Genomic DNA, 23479 nt, shown 5'->3' with positions numbered 1-23479 from the left:
TACGGCGACATTCCCGGGGTCTGGGGCGATGGCCCCAGTTCGTCCCTTCCAACTCTTCCAACTCTCCCGATAGGGACTGGCGCAGCGAATTGCTTCCTGCCATAGGAACAAACCATGATCGCCAAGCTAACAGGTCTTCTCGACGACACCGGGCCCGACTGGGCGATCATCGACGTGAACGGCGTGGGCTATCTCGTCCAGTGCTCGGCGCGCACGCTCGATCATCTCGGCATCCGGGGCGACCGGGTAGTGATCCACACCGAGATGCAGGTTTCGGAAACCGACCAGCGCCTGATCGGCTTTGCCAGCGCGGCGGAGCGTAACTGGTTCCGCCTGCTGACGGCTGTGCAGGGTGTGGGCTCGAAAGTGGCGCTGGCGATCCTGTCGGCGCTGACGACCGAGGAAATCCAGCGGGCCTGTGCTGGCGGCGATTCGGCTATGGTGGCGCGGGCCAACGGTGTGGGGCCGAAGCTGGCCAGCCGCATCGTCAACGAATTGAAGGACAAGGCAGGCGCATTGCCCACTGCGCCCGGCCTGCCCGGAGCGATTGCTTTCGTACCGCCCGGCTCGGCCAGCGCGGACGCCGTTTCGGCCTTGCAGAACCTGGGCTTCAAGCCTGCGGTCGCCGCCATGGCGGTAGGCAAGGCGGTGGAGGAACTGGGCGAGGATGCGGGGCTGAACGACCTTGTGCGCGTGGCGCTGAAGCGGGCGGCGGGTTAAGACATGACCGACAATCCCATTCTCACGCCGATCCGTCAGCCCGAGGACGCCGATGCCGCGCTGCGGCCCAAGACCCTGGAAGAATTCGTCGGTCAGGCCGGGGCGAAAGACAACCTGCGGGTGTTCATCGAAAGCGCCAAGTCACGGCGCGAGGCGATGGATCATGTGCTGTTCTTCGGGCCGCCGGGGCTGGGCAAGACCACGCTGGCGCAGATCGTCGCGCGCGAACTGGGCGTGGGTTTTCGGGCCACCAGCGGCCCGGTCATCGCCAAGGCGGGCGATCTGGCGGCCCTGCTGACCAATCTCGAACAGGGCGACGTGCTGTTCATCGACGAGATTCACCGCCTCAATCCCGTGGTCGAGGAAGTGCTCTACCCCGCGATGGAGGACCGCGCGCTCGACCTCATCATCGGCGAAGGGCCATCGGCCCGCTCCGTCAGGATCGACCTGCCGCCGTTCACGCTGGTCGGCGCCACGACGCGGCAAGGCTTGCTCCAAACCCCGCTGCGCGACCGTTTCGGCATTCCGGTGCGGTTGCAGTTCTATTCGGTGGAGGAACTGGAAAAGGTCGTCACGCGCGGCGCCGGGCTGCTGGGCATCGGCATGGACAAGGGCGGCGCGACCGAGATCGCTCGGCGCGCGCGCGGTACTCCGCGTGTGGCAGGGCGGCTGATGCGGCGCGTGCGCGATTTCGCGCATGTCGCGGGTTGCGACGTGATCACGCGTGAGATCGCGGACGATTCGCTGACCCGGCTCGAGGTTGATTCGATCGGTCTCGATTCGCAGGACCGGCGCTACCTGCGGATGATCGCGGATATCTACAAGGGCGGCCCCGTGGGCGTGGAAACGCTGGCGGCAGGCCTTTCCGAACCGCGTGACACGATCGAAGAAGTAATTGAGCCATATCTCATTCAGCTTGGTCTGGTAGCACGCACCGCGCGCGGCCGTTGCCTTAACGATCGGGGCTGGACCCACTTGGGAATGAGCCCTCCAACAGCCCCTCAGAACGGGCTTTTCGATTCGGAAGGTTGAGAGCCACCGGCTTGATTCGGTTGGCAAAACCGTCGGGGAAATTTACATCTGGCCGCCCAGACAGTCCCGTTTCGGTACAACCCCATGGTTAGAAGAATAAATTAACCAGTTTTCCCGCCTTGGGACGTGAGAATAGCGGTTAACGCCGTTGTCCCGTTAACCGGACTCTGCGTTGTTTCTGGCAGATGGATCGCAAGTGTCGGTTCAAGACACTGCCGCGATCCAGGCAAAACAAAAGAGAGCAACCAGTATGTCCGTTCGGATGGCCCTTGCGAAACTGTCTGCCTGTGCAGCAGGCTGCGCTATCATCGGTGGCGGCGCCGTCCACGTGGCGGAAACGCAGTCAGCGAAGACCGAGTACCGCAAGGTCAAGATGGCCAAGACGGCCGTCCCGGCAAAGCCGGTGAAGCGCATCGTCCGCAAGGATGATCCGCGCACCACCAAGCGCGTGCGCAAGATCATCAAGCGCACCTGCTGCGACCAGCAGCAGGCCGCGATGGTTCCGCTGCCCGCCCCGTACATTCCCCCAGCTCCGCCCGCGTCCTATTCGGGCGGCGGCGGCGGCACCCCGGTTGTGATCGGCGGCGGCCCGATGGGCGGCTTCGGCGGCGGGTTCTTCGGCGGGTTCTTTGGCGGCGGCGGTGGAAGCAGCGGCGGCGGCAATGTCGTCATCAGTTCCACCACCAGCGGCGTCACGACGACCGGCGGTGTCACCACCACGGGCGGCGTTACCTCGACTTCCTCGTCGACCACGACCGGCGGTGTGACCTCGACCACGGGCGGATCGACTTCGACGACCACCGGCGGGGTTTCCTCCACCACCGGCGGCATCACCTCGACGACATCGTCCACCTCGGGCAACGTCACCAGCACGACTTCGGGCAATGTGACCAGCAGCACCTCCGGGAACGTGACGAGCAGCACTTCGGGCAACGTCACCAGCAGCACCTCGGGTAACATCACCAGCAGCACTTCGTCGTCTTCGTCTTCCTCGTCGTCCAGCTCTTCGTCTTCGTCGAGTTCGTCTTCCAGCTCATCGGGAGGAAACGACAACACCACCACCGGCGGGGCGACTTCGACCGGATCGTCGAGCAGCGGTTCCTCGTCTTCGTCGGGCTCTTCCTCGTCGACCACGGGCGGGGCGACCAGTTCCTCGTCGAGCACGTCCAGCTCGTCGTCGACGAGTTCCTCGTCTTCGGGCGGTTCGACGTCGACCACTTCGGGCGGCACCGACGTGCCTGCACCGCCGATGCTGATCCTGTTCGGCGCCGCAGCGGCCGCAATCGTCGGCCGTCGCCGGTTCGCGCGCGCCAAGGCGGCCTGAGCGCCGGTATAACGAACACATGGGGAGGGTGGCCGTGCAAACGGTGCCCATATGTGAAGGGCGGCGCCAGCAGGCGTCGCCCTTTTTCGTGAGCGTCTTGTATTGATTGCGGCGGGGCCGCGTGCCGCTCGTGCTTCGACAAGCTCAGCATGAGCGGGGAGAGGTAATCTTTCCGCTGCACCCGCTCAGCCTGGGCGGGGGAGAGGTAGTCTTTCCGTCGCCCCTGCTCAGCCTGAGCGGGGGGAGGTAGTCTTTCCGTCACCCCCGCTCAGCCTGAGCTTGTCGAAGGCCCGCCGGGCAAAAGAAAACCCCGCCCGGTTGCCCGGACGGGGTTTTCTTCAGCGCCAGAAAAAATCAGGCGGCCAGTTTGCGCAGCACGTACTGGAGGATGCCGCCGTTCATGAAGTACTCGACTTCGTTGGCGGTATCGATGCGGCACAGCGCGGTGAAGGTGAGCTTGGAGCCGTCGGCCTTGGTCACTTCGACCTCGACATCCTGCTGCGGCTTCAGGCTGGCCACGCCCGTGATGGTGAAGCTGCAATCGCCGTCCAGCGCCAGCGAGGTGCGGCTGTCGCCGTTCTTGAACTGCAGCGGCAGGACGCCCATGCCGACCAGGTTCGAGCGGTGGATGCGCTCGAAGCTCTCGACGATGACCACGCGCACGCCCAGCAGGTTGGTGCCCTTGGCGGCCCAGTCACGCGAGGAGCCGGTGCCGTATTCCTTGCCGGCCACGACCACCATCGGGGTGCCTTGGGCCTTGTACTTCTCGGCCACGTCGAAGACCGGGAGCACTTCGCCCTCGAAGCGGCTCATGCCGCCTTCGACGCCGGGGACCATTTCGTTGCGGATGCGGATGTTGGCGAAAGTGCCGCGCATCATGACGTCATGGTGGCCGCGGCGCGAACCGTAGGAGTTGAAGTCCGCCTTGGCGACCTGGTGCTCCATCAGCCACTTGCCCGCCGGGCTGTCGGCCTTGATCGAGCCGGCCGGCGAGATGTGGTCGGTGGTGATCGAATCGCCCAGCACCAGCAGCGGCTTTGCCTCGATGATGTCCGAAACCGGCGCCGGGGTCATTTCCATGCCCTCGAAGTAAGGCGGGTTGGCCACATAAGTCGAACCGGCACGCCACGAATAGGTGTCCGAGCCGACGACGTTGATTGCCTGCCAATGCGCGTCGCCCTTGTAGACGTCGGCGTAGCGGGCCTGGAACATCGCGCGGTCGACGCAGGCGTTCATGGTCTCATTCACTTCAAGATTGGTCGGCCAGATGTCCCTGAGATAGACATCGGCGCCGTCCTTGCTCTTGCCGATCGGGGTGGTGGTGAAATCTTCCACCACGGTGCCCTTCAGGGCGTAGGCGACGACCAGCGGCGGCGAGGCCAGGAAGTTGGCGCGCACGTCCGGCGATACGCGGCCCTCAAAGTTGCGATTGCCCGAGATCACGGCGCTGGCGACCAGGCCGTTCTCGTTGATCGCCTTGCTGATCGGCTCGGCCAGCGGGCCGGAGTTGCCGATGCAGGTGGTGCAGCCGTAACCGACAAGGTTGAAGCCGATGTTGTCGAGGTGCAACTGCAGGCCGGCCTTTTCCAGGTAGTCGGTAACGACCTGCGATCCAGGGGCGAGGCTGGTCTTGACCCAGGGCTTGGGCTTCAGGCCGAGTTCGTCGGCCTTCTTGGCGACGAGGCCGGCGGCGACCAGCACGCTCGGGTTCGAGGTGTTGGTGCAGCTGGTGATCGCCGCGATCATGACGTCGCCGTCACCGATGTCGAAGTCCTTGCCTTCCACCGGTACGCGCTGCGGGGTCTTCTTGTACGTGGTTGCCATGTCGGCGTTGAACACGTCGTCGACTTCGGGGAGCGCAACCCAGTCCTGCGGGCGCTTCGGCCCGGCGAGCGAGGGCACGACCGTGGCCATGTCCAGTTCGAGCGTGCTGGTGAAGATCGGGTCGGCGGCGGCCGGGTCGATCCAGAAGCCCTGCTCGCGCGCATAGGCTTCGACGAGGGCGATTTGCTCTTCCTCGCGGCCGGTGAGGCGCAGGTAATCCAGCGTCTTGTCGTCGATGCCGAAGAAGCCGCAGGTGGCGCCGTATTCGGGGGCCATGTTGGCCAGCGTCGCGCGGTCGGCAAGGCTCAGCGAGGCGAGGCCGGGGCCGAAATATTCGACGAAGCGGCCGACGACGCCGTGTTTGCGCAGCATCGACGTGCAGGTGAGCACGAGATCGGTGGCGGTGACGCCTTCCTGAAGTTCGCCGATCAGCTTGAAGCCGACCACTTCGGGGATCAGCATCGAGACCGGCTGGCCCAGCATCGCGGCTTCTGCTTCGATGCCGCCCACGCCCCAGCCCAGCACGCCCAGGCCGTTGACCATGGTGGTGTGGCTGTCAGTGCCGACGCAGGTATCGGGATAAGCGACGAGATCGCCGTTCTGGTCGGTCGAGGACCACACGGTCTTGGCGATATTCTCCAGGTTGACCTGGTGGCAGATGCCGGTGCCCGGGGGAACGGCATAGAAATTGTCGAGCGACTTGGAGCCCCACTTGAGGAAGTCGTAGCGCTCCATGTTGCGCTGGTATTCGATCTCTACGTTCTGCTCGGCGGCTTTGGGGTGGCCGAACTCGTCGACCATGACCGAGTGGTCGATGACCAGGTTCACGGGAACCAACGGGTTGATCTTGGAGGTATCGCCGCCGAGCTTGGCGATGGCATCGCGCATGGCGGCCAGATCGACCACGCAAGGGACGCCGGTGAAATCCTGAAGCAGTACGCGCGCGGGGCGGTACTGGATTTCCTCGCCAGTGACGGGGTTCTGCTGCCAGTCGACGATGGCCTTGATATCATCGGTGGAGACGGTGAATCCGCCGTCTTCGAAGCGCAGGAGGTTCTCAAGCAGCACTTTCATCGAGAAAGGCAGGCGGCTGACGTCGCCGATTTTCTCGGATGCTTTCTTGAGCGAGTAGTATGCGACGGCCTTGCCGCCGACGGTCATGGTGCTGCGGGTCCCGAGCGAGTCCTGTCCGACTTGGGTCATGGTGGGCTTTTTTCCCTTTGTCTGGGCCTGCCCGCTGCCTCCGGCGCTCCTGAACCGTGCTGCAGTGCGACAAGCGGTTTCGTCGGCTTGCGGATGCGCGCTCAGGGGTGGAAGGTCAAGTGTAGCGGGGGTTAGACTTAAGTGTGGTTTTGCGCACGCCTTGTGCCAATCCAGCAACCCAGAACGATCAAGGTGGTTCCCGCGATAACGCCGGGGCCAAGCGTCTCGCCGAAGATCAGCCAGCCCATCAGCGCGGCCCAGAGGAAGCCGGTATATTCCACTGGCACCAGCACTTGCGCCTCGGCGCGGGCGTACCCCCAGGACAGGAACAGCAGCGCGGTGGTGGCCAGCGCCCCCCCGGCGAGGGTCCAGTACAAAGTGGCCGTATCGGGCATAGTCCAGTAGAACGGCGCGAAGGTGAGGAAAATCAGCGCGAGGTTAAAGTTCTGGAACTGGGCGATCTCGATCGGGCCCGCGAGCAGCGCCTGCTTGCGCTGCAACACAAGGTTGAGCGCATAGAATATGGCCGAGAAAACGATGGCGATCGTGCCCTCGATCGCCTGAGGACCATATTCACCTGCGCCGAAACGGTCGGCACCGATGACCACCATGCCGACAAGCCCCAGCAGCGCGGCCAGGATTGCGCGCGGGTGGATCTTCTCGCCCAGCAGCAGCGCCGCGAAATAGAGCGCGATGATCGGCGCGAAGAACGAGATTGCCATGCCCTCTGCCATGGGAATGCGCACCAGTCCGTGGAAGAACAGCGCCGCCATCACCGACGTCACCGCCGAGCGCTGGAAATGCAGCCTGGCAACTTTGCGACTGGGCACCGGGCGGCCGGCTGCGAGCCACAGCGGCAGTGTCATCAAAGTCGCGAAGACATTGCGCAGCAGCAGCGCCGTAAGCACGCCCACGGCCAGCGAGGCGGCCTTCATCGCCGCGTCCATCACGCTGAAGGCGGCGATTCCGGCGATGACGGCCAGCACCGGCAGTAGCACTTGAGGGGGGCGGGAAGGCATGTGCATGACACCCCGCCTGTCGTCCCGTGCAAGGTTGTGCGCAAGCAATTCATGCCTGCGACATGTCGCATCCTTGAAGAGAAAGGCGTAAAAGGCCACATCGTGGCAACCTTAGGCGGACTTCGTGCGTCATCCTGAGGATATTCAATCGGGCAGGTTTCAAGGAAATATGGTGAGTTTCAAGCGGTTTGGTCCCGGCGTCGTCTCGGCGTTCACGATCCTGGCTCTCGGTGCGCAGTCTGCGCAGGCGCAGAAGATCAAGACCGAAATGCCCGAGGACCTGCTGCCCAAAAGCATCCCGAGCGCGGCGCCGACTTCGACGTCGAAGCGCGTTCCCGCGCCGGTTCCGGTTCCTCCGGCGCCTGTCACCTCGATGCAAAGCCCGGTGGGCACGCCGATGGTTTCCGTGCCGATGGTGCAGGAAACCGTGGTGGCCGAACCGGTGATGCCGTGGACGCTGGCGGATGCGCAGGGCCTGCTCAAGACCATCGAATATATCGGCAAGGAAGGGCTTATGCCCGCCGATTACCAGCCCGCCGCGCTGAAAACCGCTATTGCGGCCGGCGAAGGCGATGCGCTGGATGCCTTGGCGAGCCGCGTGTTCGGCTGGCTGATCGAGGATCTGCGCGATGGCCGCACGCCGATGACGGCGCGTGTGCAGTGGTTCGCGGTCGATCCCGATCAGGACGCGATGCCCACCGGGCAGATCATGGCGCAGGCCTTGGCCGATCATGACATTGCCGGCGTCGTCGACAAGCTGGCGCCGACCAACCCGGATTACGCCGCGCTCAAGACCGAGCTGAATGCCACGGCGATGACGAACAAGCCGCGCCGGGCGCTGATCCAGGCCAACATGGACCGTTGGCGCTGGCTGGCCCGCGATCTGGGCAGCGTTTACCTGCTGACCAACGTGCCAGAATTCCAGCTGCGTCTCGTGGTGAAGAACAAGATCCTGCGCAGCTACAAGACGGTGGTCGGCAAGCCCGGCCGCACCGCCACCCCGCAGTTGGCCGAAACGGTGAGCGCAGTGGTGTTCAACCCGACCTGGACAGTGCCGCAGTCGATCGTCAAGGGCGAGGGGCTGGGCGCCAAGGTGCTGGCCAATCCCCGGTGGGCGGCCGCCAACCACTACAAGGGCTACAAGGCGGAGAACGGCATGATCACCGTTGTCCAGCAGCCGGGGCCAAGCAACGCGCTTGGTCTCATGAAGATCGACATGCCCAATCCCCATGCGATCTACCTGCACGACACGCCTTCGAAGCAGTACTTCAATTCCGACGTGCGCGCCTTCAGCCACGGCTGCATTCGTACCGAGCGGGCTGTGGAACTGGGCATGACCATGGCGATCCTGGGCGCCCAGATGTCCGCCACCGACGCTGCCGAACTGTCGCGCGCGGGTGAGTACAAGAAAGTGGCGATGACGCGGACATTCCCCGTCTACCTCACCTACTTCACCTTCGCCCGCTCGATCGACGGCGAGTTGAAGCCGTTTGCCGACATCTACGAGCGCGATGCGCCGGTGCTCGCCAGCTTCAAGACCGCGCGCCAGCTCAAGACCACCCAGCGCGCCAGCGACGAGGCGATCATCCAGCTCGACAACCCGCTGTAAGGGTAACGCGGCGGCGATCTAAGCGGCGGCGCGCTTGTCCCGCGCCGCTGCGAGGGCCAAGTCGTCATCGCAGGTAAGGAGCATAGCCCGCGATGACCGACCAAAACGCCGACCGCATCGATGAGGCCACCGCCCGCATCGCCGACCTCGAGGCCGAACTCGAAGCCTCCGGCACGACCACGCGCGAGGCCGAGGCCTTGTCCCGCATTCGCGACTTGCTGCACGACTGGGTCGATACGGTCACGGCCGTGGTGGCGACGCCGGGCGTCGGGCGCGTGGTGCTGATCCATGACAACGGCGCGGAATCGCGCATCGTCTCGCCCGAACTGCCGTTCCTGCTGGCGGTGCCGGTGACTTTCGACGCCTGATCCCTCCCCGTCAGTCACATAGCGACGGGGCGGATCAAGCCCTCAGTGCTGGCGGATCACTTCCAGAAACGCATCGCCATAGGCGTCCAGCTTGCGCGCGCCGACGCCGCCGATCCCGCCCATATCCGCCAGAGACGAAGGCCGCGCCGCCGCCATTTCGCGCAAGGTCGAATCGTGGAATATCACATAAGGCGGCACCCCGGCCTCCTTCGCCAGTTCGCGGCGCAGTTCGCGCAGGGCCTCGAACAGCGGATCGTCGACCGGGTTCGATACCGCGTCGCCGCCCTTAGAACGGCGCTTGCGCTCGGCCTTGGGAGGCACGACGATCGCCACCGAAGCCTCACCCTTGAGGATCGCGCGGGCATCGCCGCCCAGCATCAGGCCGCCATGCTCGGTCGGCGTCAGGCTCCCCCGCGCCTGAAGCGCGCGCGCCAAGGCTTTGAGCAACGGTTTTTCATCCTCGGTCATAATGCCGAAGACGGAAAGCTGATCGTGCCCGCGTTGCAGCACGCGGTCGTCGGCAACGCCGGTCAGCACCTTTTCCAGATGGCCCAGGCCGTAGGACTGCCCGGTGCGATAGACCGCTGAAAGCAGCTTGCGCGCGGCGTCGGTCACGTCGATCACGCCCACCGGGTTGATGCAGTTGTCGCAGTTGCCGCAGGTCTCGGCGGGCTGTTCGCCAAAGTGGCGCAGCAGCACCGCGCGGCGGCAGGCGGCGGTTTCCACGAGCCCTGCCAGCGAATCGAGGCGCTGGCGCTCGCTCTGCAGGCGGTGCGGTTCGATCTCCGACAAGCGCTGGCGGGCACGGGCGAAATCGTCCGCGCCCCAGAACATCACCGCCACCGAAGGATCGCCGTCACGCCCGGCGCGGCCGGTTTCCTGATAGTACCCCTCGATCGACTTGGGGATGCCGGCATGGGCGACGAAGCGCACATCGGGCTTGTCGATCCCCATGCCGAAAGCGACCGTCGCCACCATCACCATGTCTTCGGACGCCACGAAAGCCGCCTGGTTGCGGGCGCGGACCTCTGGCGGGAGGCCGGCGTGATAGGGCAGCACCCGCCGCCCGGTCGCGGTGGCCAAGCTTTCGGCGAGCTGCTCCACCCGCGCGCGGGTGGGGGCGTAGATGATGCCGGGGCCGGGGTTTTCCTCCACCACCGCCTTGATCTGGCGCATCGCATTGTCGCGCGGCTGGATGGTGTAGCGGATGTTGGGCCGGTCGAACCCGGCGATGATCATGCCGTCTTCGGGAATGCCGAGCTGAGCAAGGATATCGGCGCGGGTGTGGTGGTCCGCCGTTGCCGTCAGCGCCAGCCTGGGGACTTGCGGAAAGGCATCGAGCAACGGGCGCAGCAGGCGGTAATCTGGGCGGAAATCGTGCCCCCATTCGGAAACGCAGTGCGCTTCGTCGATGGCGAACAGGCCGATCCGGGCGTTCGAAAGCAATTCGCGAAAGTGCGACTGGCTGGCGCGTTCCGGCGCGATGTAGAGCAGGTCCAGCTCCCCCGCACGGAACGCATCCAGCGTCTGGCCGCGATCGTTGTCGGCGCTGGTCAGCGTCGCCGCGCGGATGCCGTTGGCGCGCGCGGAGCGGAGCTGATCGTGCATCAGGGCGATCAGCGGCGAGACGACCACGCAGGTCCCCTCCAGCATGACCGCAGGCAGCTGGTAGGTCAGCGACTTGCCCGCACCGGTCGGCATGATCGCCAGCGTCGAGCGGCCATGCAGCACCCGGTCCACCACCTGGTCCTGCACGCCGCGAAAACCGTTGAAGCCGAAGACATCGTGCAGCGCCTTGGCCACTGCATCCGGCGTCGGCGGGGCAGCCGGCGTCCAGTCGACATCCGGCGCATAGGGGTCGATCATGTCGGCGTCAGGTTCGCCGTAGAAAGTCGTCTCGAAAGGCCAGTCGTCTTCGTTCACGCGTGCGACTATGGCAGAGCCGCAGCGCCGCTGGAACCCGCCGGGACCTGTGTTTTCCCGATTTCGGTGGCAAAACGGTTGATGGGGAAGACCTGCACCCATTGCCCCAGACCCGTTTATCGCCGTCTGCCGCAGACTATCATGTCTCGCGGGCTCAGCCTGGGCATAGCTCCGGGCTATGAGGCGATGGCCCCAGTTTTGCCCCTCCACCGTAAAAACCCCGATCCATCGCTAAACGCTCGATTAGCCCGTCGATGTTAGCCCGGAACAGTGTTGCAATCGATTTCAAGTTGTGGGGGCTTGAGTGATTGCAAAGCCGCAGGGTCGAAAAAACAATGGGTCGTTACATGCAGGATGCATTTGTTGGGCGAGGGGAAGGCCGGTGGAACTGGCTCATCGAGATGGAATTCGCGGAGAGGGCACATGTCCTCAAGATGCTGGCGCGCGAACTGGGGCAGGATACCGCTCCGGCCATTGCCGAATTGGCGCAGCATGGCCTGGATGCCGCTCTGGCGGTTCTTGCCGTGGCCGTGGGGGCCAGCGTCAGCGATGCATACCTGCGCCAGCGCGCCTTGTGGCGCGCCGGGCAGTCGCTTTCCTGAATCCGGTTTAGGCTTAGTCGAGGTTGGGGCGCAGCCAGCGTTCGGCCGTGGGCAGGTCGACGTCCCGGCGGACGGCGTAGTCCTCCAGCTGGTCGCGGCCGATGCGGGCCACGCCGAAATACTGGCTTTCCGGGTGGGCGAAGTAGAAGCCAGAGACCGCCGCCGTGGGCAGCATTGCCTGGCTTTCGGTCAGAATGATCCCGGCGTTGTCCTCCGCCCGGAGCAGGTCGAACAGGATCGGCTTGAGCGAGTGGTCGGGGCAGGCCGGGTAGCCGGGCGCGGGGCGGATGCCGCGATATTCCTCGCGGATCAAGGCTTCGTTGGTGAACTGCTCGTCGGCGGCGTAGCCCCACAGCCTGGTGCGCACGTGCGCGTGGAGGCGCTCGGCGAAGGCTTCCGCGAAGCGGTCGGCAAGGGCTTTCAGCAGGATGTCCGAGTAGTCGTCGTGCGCGGCCTGGAAGCGGGCGAGGTGCGGTTCGATGCCGTGGATGCCCACAGCGAAGCCGCCGAGCCAGTCGCCCGCCGGGTCGATGAAGTCGGAAAGGCAGAAGTTCGCCCGCCCGCGTGACTTCTTCACCTGCTGGCGCAGCATGGGCAGGCGGGTGCCGTCATCGAGGAGCACGTCATCGCCATCGGCGCGCACTGGCCAGAAGGCGCAGACGCCCTTGGCGGTCAGCCACTTTTCATCGATGATCTTTTTCAGCATCGCCTGTGCATCGGCGAACAGGCTGGTCGCGCTTTCGCCGACCACTTCGTCGGTGAGGATGTTCGGGTAGTTGCCCGCCAGTTCCCAGGCGCGGAAGAACGGGGTCCAGTCGAACGTCTCGGCAAGGTCCGCAAGGTCCCATTCCTCGAAGACGTGCAGGCCCGGCTCCACCGGCGCCGGGGCCTTGAGCGCGAAGTCGGTGGGGAACCTGTTGGCGCGGGCGTCGGCCAGCGAGAGCAGGTCGCTCTGGCCCTTGTTGGCGCGGGCCTCGCGTACTTTCTCATAGTCGATGGAGACGGAGGAGACGAAGCCCTCCGCCTGCGTGTCCGACAGGAGCTGCGAAGCCACACCGACCGCGCGGCTGGCATCCAGGACATGGATCACCGGGCCCTTGTAGGCCGGGTCGATGCGCAGCGCGGTGTGGACCTTGGACGTGGTGGCGCCGCCGATCAGCAGCGGGATGGTCATCTCCGAACGCTGCATTTCCTCAGCCACGGTCACCATCTCGTCAAGCGAGGGGGTGATGAGGCCCGACAGGCCGATGATGTCTGCGTCATGCTCGGCGGCCTGTTCGAGGATCTTCGACCAGGGCACCATGACGCCCAGATCGATCACTTCGTAGCCGTTGCACTGCAGCACCACGCCGACGATGTTCTTGCCGATATCGTGGACGTCGCCTTTGACGGTGGCCATGATGATGCGGCCCTTGGCCTTGGCGCCGGGTTCCTTGCTCGCCTCGATGAAGGGGATCAGGTGCGCGACCGCCTTCTTCATCACGCGCGCCGATTTGACGACCTGCGGCAGGAACATCTTGCCGCTGCCGAACAAGTCGCCGACCACGTTCATGCCGCCCATCAGCGGCCCTTCGATGACCTCGATCGGGCGGCCGCCGGCGACTTCGATCGCGGCGCGGCATTCCTCGGTATCCTCGACGACATAGGCGTCGATGCCGCGCACCAGCGCGTGCTCCAGCCGCTTCACCACGTCCCAGCTGCGCCATTCCTCAGCGGCTTTTTCAGCGACGACGTCCTTGCCCTTGTAGCTTTCGGCCAGGTCGATCAGACGCTCGGTGGCGGTCCTGCCGTCTGCGCCGACGCCCGGAGTGCGCATCATGATGACGTCTTCGCAGGCCTCGCGGAGCGCAGGGTCGATCTGGTCGTAGACGTCCAACTGGCCGGCGTTGACGATCGCCATGTCCAGCCCGGCGGGGATCGCATGGTAAAGGAAAACGGAGTGCATCGCCCGGCGCACCGTCTCGTTGCCGCGGAAGCTGAAGGAGAGGTTGGAGAGGCCGCCCGAGAAATGGACGTGCGGGCAGGTCGCGCGGATTTCCGCCACCGCCTCGATGAAGTCCAGCCCGTAGCGGTCATGCTCCTCGATGCCTGTGGCGACGGCGAAGACGTTGGGGTCGAAGATGATGTCTTCGGGCGGGAAACCGATGCCGGTGAGCAGCTTGTAGGCGCGTTGGCAGATCTCGATCTTGCGGGCCTTGGTGTCGGCCTGTCCGGTCTCGTCAAACGCCATGACGACCACGGCGGCGCCGTAATCCATGCACTTTCGCGCATAGTGCAGGAACGGCTCCTCGCCTTCCTTCATCGAGATCGAGTTGACGATCGGCTTGCCCGAAACGCATTTCAGGCCCGCCTCGATCACGTCCCACTTGGAGCTGTCGATCATCACCGGCACCCGGGCGATGTCCGGCTCGGCGGCGATCAGGTTGAGGTAGGTGGTCATCGCCTCGATCGCGTCGAGCAGGCCCTCGTCCATGTTGACGTCGATCACCTGCGCGCCGTTCTCGACCTGCTGGCGCGCCACTTCGACAGCGGCGGGATAGTCGCCGGCCATGACCAGCTTCTTGAATTTCGCCGAGCCGGTGACGTTGGTGCGCTCGCCGATGTTGACGAAGCGGGCGCCCGAGGACCTTGGGGTGGATGCAGGCGCGGAAGTGGTCGAGGTCATGGTTTTTCTCGTCGGATCATAAGGTTTCTATACTGTCTTTACCCATCCCTACTGGCCTGCTCATCCTGAGGGTGTTGAAGGATGGGAACCTCGCGCCCTGTCTCGGGAGCTTCGACAAGCTCAGCCTGAGCGGGCGGAGGGTAGGGCCTGTCAGCCGGGTGGTTCCTCCAGCGGCCGTGCCAGTACGTAGTCGTTGTAAGTCTTGCCGCCCACGTCGAAGCGGCGGGTGCCGATCGTCTCGAAGCCGTGCTTGCGGTAGAAGGCCAGCGCGCGGCTGTTGTCGTCCTTGACGCCCAGCAGCAGGCGCTTTGCATCCGCCGCTTGCGCCATCACGGCCTGCATCAGCGCGCTCGCCATATAGGAACCCTGGAAGCGCGAGAGCAGGTAGATGCGTTTCAGTTCAAGGTCGCCCGGCTGCGCCAGTTCCAGTTCGGGCGCGCAGGACAAGGCATAGCCCACCGGAGCGCCGCCCGGGTCGATCTCGGCCAGCCACGCCTTCGCGCCCTTGGCGAGATAAGCGCGGTAGGTCTGCGCCGCATGCTGGTCGCGGCAATGCGCCACCAGTGCGCTGCCGTCGATCAGCCCCGCGAAGCTTTCAAGGAACGTCGCCGCGCCCACCAGGCCAAGCGCGTCGGCATCGTCCGGGCCGGCCGGGCGGATGCGCCAGATGGGAATGTCGGTCACGCGCGGCGCTGCCTCAGGAAGCCATGACGAACGGTTCGAGGCCGGCAAGGCGCGTCACCGACTCCAGCGTGGGGATCTGGCGCGGGGCCATGCCGGTTACCTTGCGCGCGATCGCTGCGATGTGGGCCGGGGTGGAGCCGCAGCAGCCGCCCAGCACGTTGACCTGCCCCGCGACGGCCCATTCGCCCACGAAACCGGCGGTGGTATCGGGCATCTCGTCGTACTCGCCCAGTTCGTTGGGCAGGCCGGCGTTGGGGTAGATCATAATGAGCGTGTCGGCGTGCTCCGACAAAGTCTTGACGTGCGGGCGCAGCTGCGTGGCGCCGAACGAACAGTTGAGGCCGATGGTCAGGGGCTTGGCATGTCGGATCGCGGCCCAGAACGCCTCGACCGTATGGCCCGACAGGTTGCGTCCCGAAAGGTCGGTCAGCGTCATCGACATCATGATCGGCACTTCGCGGCCCAGTTCGGTTTCGAGCTGACGCACGGCCATGACCCCGGCCTTGGCGTTGAGGGTATCGAACACGGTTTCGATCAGGATGAAGTCGGCGCCGCCTTCGACGAGGGCAGCGGCCTGCTCCTTGTAAACGTCGACCAGCGTGTCCCAGCTGATCTCGCGGTAGCCCGGATCGTTGACGTCGGGGCTGAGCGAGAGGGTCTTGTTGGTCGGCCCGATCGCGCCGGCGACGAAGCGCGGGCGGCCGTCTTTCGCCTGAAACTCGTCGGCCAGACGGCGGGCGAGTTTCGCCGATTCGACGTTGATTTCGCGCACGAGAGCTTCCGCGCCGTAATCGGCCTGGCTGATGCGGTTGGCCGAGAAGGTGTTGGTCTCGGCAATGTCGGCGCCGGCCTCGAAATAGGCGCGGTGGATCGCCTCGGGCACCTCGGGCTTGGTCAGCGCGAGGATGTCGTTGTTGCCCTTCTGGTCGTGCGACAGGCCCAGCGTGCCGGCATAGTCGGCTTCCGACAGTTTCCAGTTCTGGATCTCGGTCCCGAAGGCGCCGTCTGTGATGAGGATGCGCTTGGCCGCCTCGGCGAGGAATGATTCGCGTGCGCTCATTGTACTGACTCCTGGAGGATACGGCCCGCGCCGCTATCCTCGCCTTTACCCATGCCGTCACCCTGAACTCGTTTCAGGGTCCATCTCTCCTCACGCTCCGTCCGCGCCGCCGGGCACGATGGATCCTGAAACGAGTTCAGGATGAGGAAGCAAGAGGCGAGAGGTCGGCTCATGCCTTTGGCCTCAACCCCAGCAGCTGGCAGATCGCGTAAGCCTGCTCGGCCCTGTTGAGGGTGTAGAAGTGGAAATCGCGCACGCCGCCTTCATACAGGCGCTTGCACAGGTCAGCGGCGGCGACTGCGGCGACCAGCGCGCGCGGGCCGGGGCGGGTGTCCATGCCGTCGAACATCGTCTCCAGCCAGTCCGGGATCAGCGTATTGCCCGACATGCGGCGGATGGCTGCAAAGCTGGTGACCGGCATGATGCCCGGCAGGATCGGCGCGGTGATGCCTGCCGCCAGCGCCTTGTCCATGAAACGGAAGTAGGCGTCGGTGGAGAAGAAGAACTGCGTGATCGCGCGGCTAGCCCCGGCGTCCAGCTTGCGCTTCAGGTTGTCGAGATCGTCAGCCGCGCTTACCGCCTCGGGGTGGACTTCGGGATAGGCGGCGACCGAAATCTCGAAATCGCGGCGCTTCTTCAGGCCTTCGACCAGCTCGGCCGCGCTCGCATAGCCTTCGGGGTGCGGCACGAAGCGGCCACCGTCGGCTGGCGGCGGATCGCCGCGCAGGGCGACGATGTGGCGCACGCCTGCTTCCCAGTACTGGTCGACCACCTCGTCGATCTCGGCCTTGCTGGCGGCCACGCAAGTGAGGTGTGCGGCCGGCACCAGCGAAGTCTCGCGCACGATGCGCGACACGGTGGAATGGGTGCGTTCCCGCGTGGAGCCGCCGGCGCCGTAAGTCACCGAGACGAAGCTGGGGTCCAGCGGGGCGAGCTGGGTGATCGCATCCCACAGCTGTTCTTCCATCTTCTCCGACTTGGGCGGGAAGAATTCGAAGGAAACGGAAATGTCACCGGGCAATCCTGCGAACAGCGGGGTTTCTGCGGCGCGCGCTTCAGCGGTCATGTCAGGCTCGTCTCTCGATTTGCGGCGCCGTCACGGATGTCCGTGCAAGTTTGGGCCGTCCAGATTTTAACGGTAAGCGGATCGCCCGGCAGCACGACCGGTTCGGCGGGCATCAGCCCGGCAGATGTCAGCAGGGCCGCCATCTGCTCGTCGGAAAAACCGAGGCGGGCATGGGCGTGAACCTCGCGCAGTTCCTCGCGCTCATGGGCGGCAAGGTCGACGATGGCGATGCGCCCGCCGCGTCGCAACACGCGCGCGGCTTCGGTCAGCACCGCGCCGGGGTCCTGTGCATAGTGCAGCACCTGATGGAACAGCACCGTATCGAAAGCATCGTCGGTAAAGGGCAGGCCGGTGAAATCGCCCTGCACCAGATCGACCTTGTCGGCGGGCAGGGACTGTAGGCGGGCCCGCGCGATGCGCAGCATTTCCGGGCTCTTGTCGAGCGCGGTCACGCGCCCGGCGCGCGTGGCAAGAAGCTCCGCCATGCGGCCCGTGCCGGTGCCGACATCGAGCAGCGCACCCAGCGGCTGGGCCCCAAGCGAGGCGAGCAAAGCTGCCTCGACCGGCTCGTCAGCCCCGTGCAGGCGGCGCAGGGTGTCCCATTCAACGGCATGGCGCGCGAAATAGGCCTGCGCGCTGGATTCGCGCCCGGCGCGGATTGCGGCAAGCTGGCGGCGATCCTCGGCGCAGCGGGCCGAAAACAGCGTGTCGTCGCGCTCCGCCACGGACAGAAGCTGCGCGGCGGCGGTCCCCAGGGACGGCGCATCATGCTCGCTCACCGCGCTGCGCAGGAAAACCCAGCTACCTTCCTTGCGGCGTTCGGCCAGCCCGGCGTCGCACAGGATGCGGATGTGTCGCGATACGCGCGGCTGGCTTTGGTCCAGCACTTGCGCCAGTTCGCCGACCGCCAGCTCCATATGCGCGAGCAGGCGCATGATGCGCAGGCGCGTTGGCTCTGAAAGAGCTCTCAGGAGGGGGTCGATCTGCATGGAGGGTCATATAAAGATATCTTTATATGTGCGCAAGCCCTAGGAAATCAGCGGATTTCGGCCCCGATCATTCCTGTTTGCGTTGCACCATGCTCTCGTCTAAAGATTGCTCCTGCAGGCTTGCCTGCAAGCGTTGGCCTGTGGGTCAAACAATGCAAGGGGATTCGCATGAAGAAAATTGCTTTCGCGGCGTTCGCGTCGGTTGCCGCTCTGTCGCTCGCCGCCTGCGGTGGTAGCCCGGCTCCTGAAGCCACTGAGTCGGTTGAGACCACTCCTGAAGAGATGATGACCGGCGACGCCACCGACGTACCGACCGAGGCTCCGTCCGAGGCTATGTAATCGGCGAGGGGGTCTGGCGCCTGCCCTAGCGGTACGCCGGCTCCCGCCGCTTTTCGATCCGGGCTCCTTCGGGGAACCGGCGAAAAGTCCGTTTTACGACGGACAGAAGCCCTCCTTAGCGGGAGGGTTTTTTGTATCCGGCGCAGATGCAAACCGCTTCTGCCCGCAGGTTTTTCGTTTGCACTGGGCGGGTCTGGAGGGCACCTAACCGGGCATGCCGGATACGTTGAAGATCACTCTCGCCCAGCTCAACCAGTCGGTGGGGGACATTTCCGGCAACGCAGCGGGCGTGCTCGCCGCGCGGGAAGCGGCGAAGGGCAGCGACCTTATCGTCTTTCCCGAACTTCACCTTATTGGCTATCCGCCCGAGGACCTGATCCTCAAGCCCTCGCTGATCGAGCGGGCTGCGGCGCAGCTCCAGATCCTTGCCGAAGCCAGCGCCGGAGATGGCCCCGCGATGCTGGTCGGCTCCGCCTTCGTCCTCGACGGCGCGCTGCACAACGGCGTGGCCCTGCTCGATCAGGGCAAGGTCCAGGCCGTGCGGCTCAAGCATGAATTGCCCAATTACGGCACCTTCGACGAAATGCGCCTGTTCCAGCCCGGCCCGCTGCCTGAGCCGGTGATCCTGCGCGGAACGATGATCGGGGTGCCTATCTGCGAGGATATCTGGCGCTCCGAAGTGTGCCGTCACCTTGCCGATTTCGGGGCCGAGATGCTCGTCTGCATCAACGGCAGCCCGTACGAGATCAACAAGGACGCCTTGCGAATCGAAGGCGTGGCCAAGCGCCGCGCGGTCGATACCGGGCTGCCCCTGGCCTACCTCAACCGCGTGGGCGGGCAGGACGAACTGGTGTTCGACGGCGCCAGCTTCGTGGTCAACGGCGATGGCGGGCTTGCAGTGCAACTGCGCGACTGGGAAGAGCAGGTCGTCCAGACCAACTGGACCCGCACTGCCACCGGCTGGCGCTGCGACCGGGGCATGGTGGCGGATCTGGCCGTCCATCCCGAGGATATCTACTGCGCCATGGTCCTGGCGCTTCGCGACTATGTGAACCGCAATGGCTTCCCGGGCGTGGTGCTGGGCCTTTCCGGCGGGATCGATTCGGCCACCTGCGCCGCCATTGCCGTGGACGCGCTGGGCGCCGACCGGGTCTGGGGCGTCATGATGCCCTCGCGCTTCACCGCCGCGCAGAGCCGCGAGGATGCTGCCTCCTGCGCAAAGGCGCTTGGCATCCGCTATACCGAAATGCCGATCGGCACCGCCGTCGACGGCTTCGATTTCATGCTGGGCGAGGCATTCGAGGGCACCCAGCGCGATCTGGCCGAGGAAAACCTGCAGTCCCGCATTCGCGGCGCCGCGCTCATGGCATTGTCGAACAAGTTCGGGCCGATGCTGGTGACTACCGGCAACAAGAGCGAGATGAGCGTGGGCTATGCCACCATCTACGGTGATATGGCGGGCGGCTACAATCCGCTCAAGGACGCCTACAAAATGACTGTCTTCGCGCTGGCCCGCTGGCGCAACGGGCATGTGCCGCGCATCGGGCTTGGCCCCGCGCGTCCGGTGATCCCGGAAAGCACCCTGACCCGCGCGCCCACCGCCGAACTGCGCGATGGCCAGCGCGACGACGACACCCTGCCGCCTTACGAGACGCTGGACCCGATCCTCATCGGCCTTGTCGAACACGACAAAAGCGTGGAGCAACTCGTGAAGGAAGGCTTCGAACGCAGCCTCGTCCAGCATGTCGAGCGGCTGCTCCACCTGGCCGAATACAAGCGCCGTCAGGCCGCGCCGGGCGTGAAGCTGACCGCACGCAACTTCGGGCGCGACCGGCGTTATCCGATCACCCACGCGTTTCGGAGCGGGTGAGGGGGCGCCCGGGCAGCTTTAGGCGGCCAGCAGGCTTTTTCTGAACAACGCTTTCAGCCGCCGGTCTTCGAGTATGCGCCCGATGACATAAAGAGCGGCAAAGATCGCCGCGAAGACGTAGGCGGAAGTCGGCGAGTGCTTCTTGTCGCGTTCCTTGGCTTTGTCCGCGCCGTCTTTCTTGGGCTTTTCGGGCGCGGGGGCGCCCAGCGCCTTGTCGATCGGGTTCATCGGCACTTCGGCCTTTTTCTTGTCCTTGGCGGCCTTGTCTTCCTCTTCTGTCGGCGCTTTTTCGAATTTGCCGATGGCCACCGTCAACTGGGCGAAACCCAGAAACAGCAGGGGCGCCAGAAAGCAGAACAGCAAGGCCCTGCTGGTCAGGCAATAGTGCAGCACGGACCCGGCCGTGCCCTTTTCGATCTGCAGGATGCCGCCGTCGAAAACGGACATCTTGTCCTGCGCGGCCTGGTCCTTCTTGCGGAAAGTCAGGGTATCGCTTGCCAGTTCGTGGCTGGTTCCGGTTTCGCGGAACAAGGGGCGGAGCCTGTCGAAGGCATCATCGCTCGATTGCTCGGGAGCGAGCGTCAGGCTGCCCCTGACGTGCCAGATCCAGTCGATGAAACGCGCGTTCATGTGATCTCCATCCGGGAGAGCTTTCGATACCGCTACCAGGCGGCAAGGCTCACGCCGGGCCGTGAGGACCGCTCGGCGTGAACATGACATCAGGTGTGCCCGTTATTGGGGCGCAGCAGTTCCGTCATTCGGCAGGCACTCCGGCTGGCTCGGCAAATCGATCCTCGCCGAACTTGTCCCTGCCGTACTTTTCCTTGAGCGCCTTCCAGCCCTCGGTGAAAGGGAAGGTCATCTGCTCGCGGATCGACATGCGGCGACCGCCTTCCATGCCGAGCAGTTCGGCCTCGCCATCGACGCAGGTGCCGAAGATACGGTCGATGAAGATATAGGTGTTGCTGAAATTGCTGCGGCTGGCCTCGAAGTCCTGCGAATGGTGCAGGCTGTGATGTTCGGTGGTGTTGAACAGGAACCGCCACCAGCGCGGCGAATTGAAGCGGACGTTGATGTGCTGATACGTCCCGATCGCCATGCCGAAGGCACCGGCAAGCAGGGCGGCGCGCGGCAGGAAATCAAAGAAACCGCCGATGCCCAGCCCGATCAGGAACAGCTCCACCGGGTTGCCCACGGCGCCTTTGTTGATGTTCAGCTGGGTGATGTAGTGGTGGACGGAGTGGGGCAGCCACAGCGGGTACCAGTTATGCATCCCGCGATGCATCCAGTATTGCCCGAAATCGAAGATGAACGAGATCAGGAAAGCCTGCGCCAGCAGCGGCATCCCTGTGAACCACATGAACTTGTCCGACTGGAAATAGTGCTGGATCGCTTCGATCATGGCGCCATCGCCGATGTAGCCGTCGATCATGCGCAGGATCGTGTAGCCGAGCCCGACATAGAACAGGTCGGTGACCAGTTCCTTCCAGGTCAGGCGCCAGCTTTCATGGCGCGGGAAAAACCACTCCATCGTCAGCAGCAGGACCTTGAAGCCGATGCCGATGCCGATCGCGGTCGATGCCTTGGCGATGGAATTGGGCGCGTAGTACCAAAAGGCGATCAACGCGAACAGCACCGTGGGCTGAAACCAGGTAAAGACGAATTGCTTCACCGGGCCGCCTTCGACACGAGGCACGTTTTCCCACCCCACAGTGACTGGTGACTGGGTTCCTATCAGTCTTTTACCTACGCGAACTCCGTCCATACGCTTGCCCTCGTATTATTTGGTCACCCGTTTCAGTAATACTAATTGCAGGTATGGTAATACGGACTGCTCCGTCCGTCCAGATCATATTACAGAATTTGGTCTCTTCGCCGCGCGCTTCGCCGTATCGGCTGGTTCGGGACGGAGGCAGCGGCGCTTTCGGGCGGAAGTGCGAGGGGGAAAGCCCCTGCACCTTCCACTCCTCCCCGAATCTTCCCTTCCGCTGCAAACCTGCCATAGCGCCGGCATGCTGTCTCGCCTCCCGCCGCTCGCTTCCTGGATTTCTGCCTTCATTGCCGCGCTGGTGGGATTCGGGGGGACGGTGGCGCTGATCGTGCGCGCGATGCAGGCGATGGGCGCCGATGCGGGGCAAGTGGGGTCGGCGGTGACGGCGCTATGCCTCGGCATTGCGGTGGCCGGCGCGGTGCTTTCGGTGTGGATGCGGATGCCGGTGGTGCTGGCATGGTCGACGCCCGGCGCGGCGCTGCTGGCGGCCAGCACCGGCGTAGTGGCCTGGCCGGTTGCCGTCGGAGCGTTCCTGGCGGCGGCGGCGATGATGTGCGTGCTGGCGCTGGTGCCGGCGCTGGGCCGGCTGGCAGAGCGGATACCGGCTTCGGTTGCCTCGGCGATGCTGGCCGGGGTGTTGCTGCCGTTCTGCCTGGAGCTGTTCAGGACTTTGGAGAACGACGCGCTGCTCGTCTGCGTGCTGCTGGCGGTCTTCGTGATCGCGAGGGCGCGAGTGCCGCTTTATGCGCTGCTGCTGGTGCTGCTGGCCGGGTTTGCGGTGCTGGGGCTGCGCGGGGACGTGGCGGGGCTGGGCACCGGACCGCTGATCGGCGGGATGGAGCGGTCTGCGCCCGTGTTCGATCTGCGCAGCGCGGTGAGCGTAGGCGTGCCGCTGTTCCTCGTCACGCTGGTGTCGCAAAACCTGCCGGGCCTCGTCGTCCTGCGCTCGGCCGGCTATGCGCCCAAGCCCCGGCCTTTGCTACTGGGGACCGGGCTGGCGAGCCTGCTGCTGGCGCCGTTCGGAGCGCACGGGATCAATCTTGCGGCGATCACGGCGGCGATCTGCACCGGGTCTGATGCGCACCCCGATGCGGCGGGCCGCTGGGTGGTGGGGCTGATCTACGCGGGCTTCTATCTGGCGCTGGCGCTGTTTTCCGCGCCTCTGGTGCTGTTCTTCCTGGCGATGCCCCACGCTGCGATCGCGGCGCTGACAGGCGTGGCGCTGATCGCGCCGCTGACCGGCGCGGTGGAGGCGATGCTGGTGGAGAAGACCGAGCGTGATGCCGCCATCCTCACCTTCGCGGCGACCGCTTCGGGGGTTAGCCTGATGGGGATAGGCTCGGCGTTCTGGGGGCTGCTGGCGGGCTTTGCGGCGCTGGCGGCAAAGGCGGTGTTCGCCCCTAAGGTATAA

Annotated in this window: 19 protein-coding genes; 8 read left to right on the top strand and 11 right to left on the bottom strand. The window is 65.0% G+C overall.

The genetic code is table 11. From position 1 onward, the window contains the following. The first annotated feature begins 114 nt into the window (after positions 1 to 114). Together ruvA and ruvB are read left to right on the top strand one after the other, a co-directional pair. On the top strand, positions 115 to 720 hold the full coding sequence (gene ruvA, locus TQ38_RS15755; RefSeq protein WP_043977085.1) for a Holliday junction branch migration protein RuvA: 606 nt from the start codon (positions 115 to 117) through the stop codon (positions 718 to 720). 3 nt (positions 721 to 723) lie between these two features. Next, positions 724 to 1752: a Holliday junction branch migration DNA helicase RuvB gene (gene ruvB, locus TQ38_RS15750; protein WP_043977081.1), complete on the top strand. Its 1029-nt coding sequence runs from the start codon at positions 724 to 726 to the stop codon at positions 1750 to 1752. 543 nt (positions 1753 to 2295) lie between these two features. Here the strand turns inward: ruvB and TQ38_RS15745 are convergent. The 3 genes from TQ38_RS15745 to TQ38_RS15730 all read right to left on the bottom strand — a co-directional run bounded on the left by TQ38_RS15745 (position 2296) and on the right by TQ38_RS15730 (position 7128). Beyond that, positions 2296 to 3066: a hypothetical protein gene (locus TQ38_RS15745; RefSeq protein WP_052505832.1), complete on the bottom strand. Its 771-nt coding sequence runs from the start codon at positions 3064 to 3066 to the stop codon at positions 2296 to 2298. Between the two features lie 364 nt (positions 3067 to 3430). Next, positions 3431 to 6103, bottom strand: coding sequence for an aconitate hydratase AcnA (gene acnA / locus TQ38_RS15735; RefSeq protein ID WP_043977078.1), 2673 nt, complete (start codon positions 6101 to 6103; stop codon positions 3431 to 3433). A gap of 137 nt (positions 6104 to 6240) precedes the next feature. Then, positions 6241 to 7128: a DMT family transporter gene (locus TQ38_RS15730; RefSeq protein ID WP_052505831.1), complete on the bottom strand. Its 888-nt coding sequence runs from the start codon at positions 7126 to 7128 to the stop codon at positions 6241 to 6243. Positions 7129 to 7291: 163 nt separating this feature from the next. Between TQ38_RS15730 and TQ38_RS15725 the strand changes: the two genes are divergently transcribed. Next, on the top strand, positions 7292 to 8731 hold the full coding sequence (locus tag TQ38_RS15725) for a L,D-transpeptidase family protein (RefSeq protein WP_043977077.1): 1440 nt from the start codon (positions 7292 to 7294) through the stop codon (positions 8729 to 8731). A gap of 92 nt (positions 8732 to 8823) precedes the next feature. Next, the gene (locus TQ38_RS15720; protein ID WP_043977076.1) at positions 8824 to 9099 is read left to right on the top strand and encodes a hypothetical protein; all 276 of its coding nucleotides are present in this window, start codon (positions 8824 to 8826) and stop codon (positions 9097 to 9099) included. A gap of 42 nt (positions 9100 to 9141) precedes the next feature. On the opposite strand, the gene recQ is transcribed toward TQ38_RS15720, so the two are convergent. Further along, positions 9142 to 11022, bottom strand: coding sequence for a DNA helicase RecQ (gene recQ / locus TQ38_RS15715; protein WP_205316044.1), 1881 nt, complete (start codon positions 11020 to 11022; stop codon positions 9142 to 9144). Between the two features lie 347 nt (positions 11023 to 11369). Between recQ and TQ38_RS15710 the strand changes: the two genes are divergently transcribed. After that, the gene (locus tag TQ38_RS15710; protein WP_240197906.1) at positions 11370 to 11624 is read left to right on the top strand and encodes a hypothetical protein; all 255 of its coding nucleotides are present in this window, start codon (positions 11370 to 11372) and stop codon (positions 11622 to 11624) included. 13 nt (positions 11625 to 11637) lie between these two features. On the opposite strand, the gene metH is transcribed toward TQ38_RS15710, so the two are convergent. The 5 genes from metH to TQ38_RS15685 form a co-directional block, all read right to left on the bottom strand. Continuing rightward, positions 11638 to 14289: a methionine synthase gene (metH, locus tag TQ38_RS15705; protein WP_043977072.1), complete on the bottom strand. Its 2652-nt coding sequence runs from the start codon at positions 14287 to 14289 to the stop codon at positions 11638 to 11640. A 150-nt stretch (positions 14290 to 14439) separates the two neighbouring features. Next, on the bottom strand, positions 14440 to 14973 hold the full coding sequence (locus TQ38_RS15700) for a GNAT family N-acetyltransferase (RefSeq protein ID WP_043977071.1): 534 nt from the start codon (positions 14971 to 14973) through the stop codon (positions 14440 to 14442). Positions 14974 to 14986: 13 nt separating this feature from the next. Continuing rightward, on the bottom strand, positions 14987 to 16033 hold the full coding sequence (locus TQ38_RS15695; protein WP_043977069.1) for a homocysteine S-methyltransferase family protein: 1047 nt from the start codon (positions 16031 to 16033) through the stop codon (positions 14987 to 14989). A 169-nt stretch (positions 16034 to 16202) separates the two neighbouring features. Further along, positions 16203 to 17099 carry a methylenetetrahydrofolate reductase [NAD(P)H] gene (gene metF, locus TQ38_RS15690; protein ID WP_043977067.1) on the bottom strand — a complete coding sequence of 299 codons (897 nt, stop codon included), beginning with the start codon at positions 17097 to 17099 and terminating at the stop codon, positions 16203 to 16205. After that, the gene (locus tag TQ38_RS15685) at positions 17096 to 18088 is read right to left on the bottom strand and encodes a metalloregulator ArsR/SmtB family transcription factor (protein WP_043977066.1); all 993 of its coding nucleotides are present in this window, start codon (positions 18086 to 18088) and stop codon (positions 17096 to 17098) included. The genes metF and TQ38_RS15685 overlap by 4 nt, the downstream gene beginning before the upstream one ends. A gap of 168 nt (positions 18089 to 18256) precedes the next feature. Between TQ38_RS15685 and TQ38_RS30605 the strand changes: the two genes are divergently transcribed. Further along, on the top strand, positions 18257 to 18427 hold the full coding sequence (locus TQ38_RS30605; protein WP_169795067.1) for a hypothetical protein: 171 nt from the start codon (positions 18257 to 18259) through the stop codon (positions 18425 to 18427). Positions 18428 to 18641: 214 nt separating this feature from the next. Beyond that, positions 18642 to 20297, top strand: coding sequence for an NAD+ synthase (locus tag TQ38_RS15680; protein ID WP_043977064.1), 1656 nt, complete (start codon positions 18642 to 18644; stop codon positions 20295 to 20297). A gap of 18 nt (positions 20298 to 20315) precedes the next feature. On the opposite strand, the gene TQ38_RS15675 is transcribed toward TQ38_RS15680, so the two are convergent. Together TQ38_RS15675 and TQ38_RS15670 are read right to left on the bottom strand one after the other, a co-directional pair. After that, positions 20316 to 20927 carry a hypothetical protein gene (locus tag TQ38_RS15675; protein ID WP_043977061.1) on the bottom strand — a complete coding sequence of 204 codons (612 nt, stop codon included), beginning with the start codon at positions 20925 to 20927 and terminating at the stop codon, positions 20316 to 20318. A gap of 124 nt (positions 20928 to 21051) precedes the next feature. Beyond that, positions 21052 to 22062 (bottom strand): sterol desaturase family protein, encoded by a 1011-nt coding sequence (locus tag TQ38_RS15670; RefSeq protein WP_043977060.1) that lies wholly within the window; start codon positions 22060 to 22062, stop codon positions 21052 to 21054. Between the two features lie 247 nt (positions 22063 to 22309). Between TQ38_RS15670 and TQ38_RS15665 the strand changes: the two genes are divergently transcribed. Then, positions 22310 to 23479, top strand: a complete 1170-nt coding sequence (locus TQ38_RS15665; RefSeq protein WP_043977058.1) for a benzoate/H(+) symporter BenE family transporter — start codon at positions 22310 to 22312, stop codon at positions 23477 to 23479.

Origin of the sequence: Novosphingobium sp. P6W, assembly GCF_000876675.2 — a bacterium.
GTDB lineage: Bacteria > Pseudomonadota > Alphaproteobacteria > Sphingomonadales > Sphingomonadaceae > Novosphingobium.
The sequence above is the reverse complement of the archived record's forward strand: the minus strand, read 5'-3'. Positions and strand labels throughout refer to the sequence as shown.